At 65.2% G+C, this 3,144-nt stretch carries 5 protein-coding genes; 2 read left to right on the top strand and 3 right to left on the bottom strand.

Annotated features, from left to right (window positions below):
* Both DBR23_RS06160 and DBR23_RS06155 read left to right on the top strand, forming a co-directional pair.
* Positions 1 to 554 (top strand): peroxiredoxin (locus DBR23_RS06160; RefSeq protein ID WP_233250303.1); only part of this gene is annotated, 554 nt, incomplete at its 5' end.
* A 139-nt stretch (positions 555 to 693) separates the two neighbouring features.
* A complete protein-coding gene (locus DBR23_RS06155) occupies positions 694 to 1,566 on the top strand; it encodes an alpha/beta hydrolase (protein ID WP_108497648.1) in 873 nt (290 codons plus the stop codon).
* 64 nt (positions 1,567 to 1,630) lie between these two features.
* Here DBR23_RS06155 and DBR23_RS06150 read toward each other — a convergent pair whose 3' ends face one another.
* The 3 genes from DBR23_RS06150 to DBR23_RS06140 all read right to left on the bottom strand — a co-directional run.
* Positions 1,631 to 2,020, bottom strand: coding sequence for a hypothetical protein (locus DBR23_RS06150; protein WP_108497647.1), 390 nt, complete (start codon positions 2,018 to 2,020; stop codon positions 1,631 to 1,633).
* 71 nt (positions 2,021 to 2,091) lie between these two features.
* Positions 2,092 to 2,526, bottom strand: a complete 435-nt coding sequence (locus DBR23_RS06145) for a DUF2628 domain-containing protein (RefSeq protein ID WP_108497646.1) — start codon at positions 2,524 to 2,526, stop codon at positions 2,092 to 2,094.
* A gap of 216 nt (positions 2,527 to 2,742) precedes the next feature.
* Positions 2,743 to 3,144: YidB family protein (locus DBR23_RS06140; RefSeq protein WP_108497645.1), on the bottom strand; the 402-nt coding region annotated here is incomplete at its 5' end.

The raw sequence follows: 3,144 nt of genomic DNA, 5'->3' as shown, positions 1-3,144 counted from the left end.
CACGCCTTCCATCACCGGGTCACACCATGGAAAAACGCGCCTTTCTCCACGCCTGCTCTGCAGCTGCCCTTGCCACTCTCGCGCCGGCGTCCGGTACGGCCCAGACCCCGGCTGGCAGCAGCACACCGGGCCCTCTTCACACGCTGACCGGTACCAACAGCGAAGGCAAACCGGTCATGCTGACGGACTATGCGGGCAAGGTGTGTCTGGTGAGCTTTTTCACCGCTGGCTGCGCTCTGTGCACCAACGAGTTGCGCCTCATGCGCGAGTTTTACACCGCCAATCGCCAGCGCGACTTTGTGCTGCTGGGCGTGAACATGGATGAGAAGGCTGCTGACTTCATGCAGTACATCGAGCTGCTCAAGGTATCAGTGCCCGCCGAGCAGCGTTTTCCCATTGCCTGGCGAAACGCTGAGGGGCACAAGGACAGTTTTGGCGCCATTTCGCGACGTCCCACGCACTTCGTGCTCAACCGCAAGCACCAGCAAGTGCTGCGGCGCGAGGGCAATTTCCTGCCCACCGACTGGGATGACCTCTGGGTATCTCTGGCTTGAAAACCCCGGAGCAGCTTCGCCCGATCAGGGGTCACGCTCTCTGGGTCTTGCCGGCAGTACAAGCCTGACCATTTAGTGCATCGGGTATTTGGGTGCGCCGGGTATGCTGTCCCATCGCGTCTCGAATGCCCTGCTTTCCATGACTTCTGACGAACTGCTTCCTTCGACCCTGACCACCTTCACCGCGAGCGATGGCGAGAACCTGGCTGTGCAGGACTGGCCCCTGCCGCAGGGCGAGCCCTGCCGGGGGACGGTGCTGCTGGTGCACGGCCTGGGCGAGCATGTGGGCCGCTACGACGCGCTGGCCCGCCGCCTCAACGACTGGGGGTTTGCGGTGCGGGGCTACGACCAGTACGGCCACGGCGAATCGGCCGGGCCGCGCGGCGGGCTCACGTCGGACATGCGCCTGCTGGACGATCTGGCAGACCTGGTGGACGCCACCCGCGCCCGCATGCCGGCAGGGCAACCCCTGATGCTGCTGGGCCACAGCATGGGCGGGCTGGTGGCCTCGCGGTTTGTGTCCCTGCACCTGCGGCCGGTGGATGCGCTGGTGCTGTCCTCCCCCGCGCTCGATGCCGGCCTGGGCGCCGTGCAAAAGCTGCTGCTGGCCACGCTGCCGCGCATCGCGCCCAACCTGCGCGTGGGCAACGGGCTGGACGCGCAGTACCTTTCGCACGACAGCGCCGTGGTGGCGGCCTACCTGGCCGATCCGCTGTGCCACGACCGCATCAGTGCCCGCCTGGCCCGCTTCATCGCCGAGGGTGGCCCCGCCACCGTGGCCCGCGCTGCGCACTGGAGTGTGCCCACGCTGCTGATGTGGGCGGGCAGCGACAAGCTGGTCAACCCCGCCGGCAGCCGTGCGTTTGCGGCGGCCGCACCCCAGGCCGTGGTGCATTCGCACTGCTTTGAGCCCTTGTTCCACGAGCTGTTCAACGAAAGCCCTGAGCTGGCGGAGCCGGTGTTCGACCTGTTGCGGCAGTGGCTGGTGCGGCGCTGTCCCGTGGTGGCCTAGGCGCACGGGCCGTTTTTTGGATAAAAAGGCCTTCAAGCGCTAGTGCATCATGCGTCAGTAGCTATCATTTTTGAACTGATGGAGATAGCGTCGGTAGTACGGACCGGCGCAACCGCCTGTGGTGGACGACCGTGCCGTAGACGCCCAGCGCGTACACCACCAGCAGCACCGCGGCCATCAGCAGGCCGCCGCTGGTACAGGTGTCCAGGCTGTCCAGAAAATCACTCCAGCCGGGTTCCTCACGCATCTCCAGGTCATTCCACACCCACAGCACCTTGGCGGCGGTGAAGTAAACGAACATGAGCACGGCGGCGATGCGGCTGCGGCGGTAGACGCCCCACGCGAGCACCCCGCAGATACATACGTCCAGCCACATCCACGGGGTGAACGTCACCCCGTTGGAACCCAGTGCGGCACCGGTCGTGTTGGCTGCGGTGAGTGCAAACGTCACCAAGGCAGCCCCCCAGGCCCAGCGAATGCAGTGTTGTGCGGCGCGGCTGGGGGTTGTGGGTTGGGGGCCGGGTGTCACAGCCAGCCGTTGTCGCCCAGCATGACCTTCTTGTAGTAGTCGCGGTTGGCCATCATGGCAAACAGGGCGACCCATGCGCCGGTGTAGTGCACCCGGCTCAGCAGGTGCCCAAAGCCCGCCACCGTCACCAGCGTTTCCAGCACCAGGATGCCCGCAATGCCCAGCCCCCAGTACGCCAGCCCCTTTTTCCACATGCCCTTGGCGATGTAATAAAACGGGCCGAACAGGCCCGCCAGCAGGTTGAAGGTGCACGCCGTGCGCTCAAAGAAGCTCAGGTCCTTGAGCTTGGTGAGCTTGAGTCCCCCCGCCCGTTCTATCAGTGCAAAGCGTTTTTGCCAGACTTTGGGCAAGTCGGTGGGCACCGCCGTGGGGGTGCCACTGGCTGCGGCCGATGCCGCTTGGGGCGTTGCAAATGGAGTGCCTTCGTTCATGCTGAAAATTCCCTCGGTCGTGTGTTGTTGTGTGTGCCGCAGTGCTTGCCGATGGGCCCGCCTTGCACGGCGCCCGCGATGCTAGGGGCACACCCGTGGGAATTTTTGTGAGCAGTCCTCTGAGTTGTTTGCAGCGGTAACGCGCTGGCCCCGCCGAGGGCGCAGGGTGGTGATGAAAATAGCTGCCAGTGCTTTCAAATCAAGTGCTGGCAGCTATCACTTTTGAAGCAATCCGCCCAGCATCCCCAGTAGGTCGTTAGCATTGCCAAACCCGCCATGGGGAGCCTGGCCCTGGGGGCTCAGGTGGTCGACCAGGCCCGGCAACACCTGGGCCAGCTGCCCGGCGGCTGCACCGGGGGCCACACCCAGCTGCGCGGCCATCTGCAACAGGGGGCCGCTGCCCAACACCTGCGACAGCTGCTCACCCGAGATCGCCTGGTTGGGCCCGGCGCTCAGCCACGACGCAATCACGTTGCCCAGCCCGGCTTGCTGGAACTTGGCTATCAGCCCCGGAAGGCCGCCCACCGGGCCATCGTTGCTGATCAGGGACATCACGGCCTGCACCAGTTGCGGGTTTTGTGCGGCCAGGCTGATCAGCCCTCCCAGGCCACCACCGGC

Origin of the sequence: Acidovorax sp. HMWF018, assembly GCF_003061035.1 — a bacterium.
Lineage (GTDB): Bacteria > Pseudomonadota > Gammaproteobacteria > Burkholderiales > Burkholderiaceae_C > Acidovorax > Acidovorax delafieldii.
Note: the sequence above shows the minus strand (reverse complement) of the source record. Positions and strands in the feature narration are given on the sequence as shown.

What these genes read in the sequence shown, in the direction of transcription:
- DBR23_RS06155 (WP_108497648.1), top strand. Translation starts at nt 694, where the DNA reads ATGACTTCTGACGAACTGCTTCCTTCGACCCTGACCACCTTCACCGCG.
- DBR23_RS06145 (WP_108497646.1), bottom strand. Translation starts at nt 2,526, where the DNA reads ATGAACGAAGGCACTCCATTTGCAACGCCCCAAGCGGCATCGGCCGCA.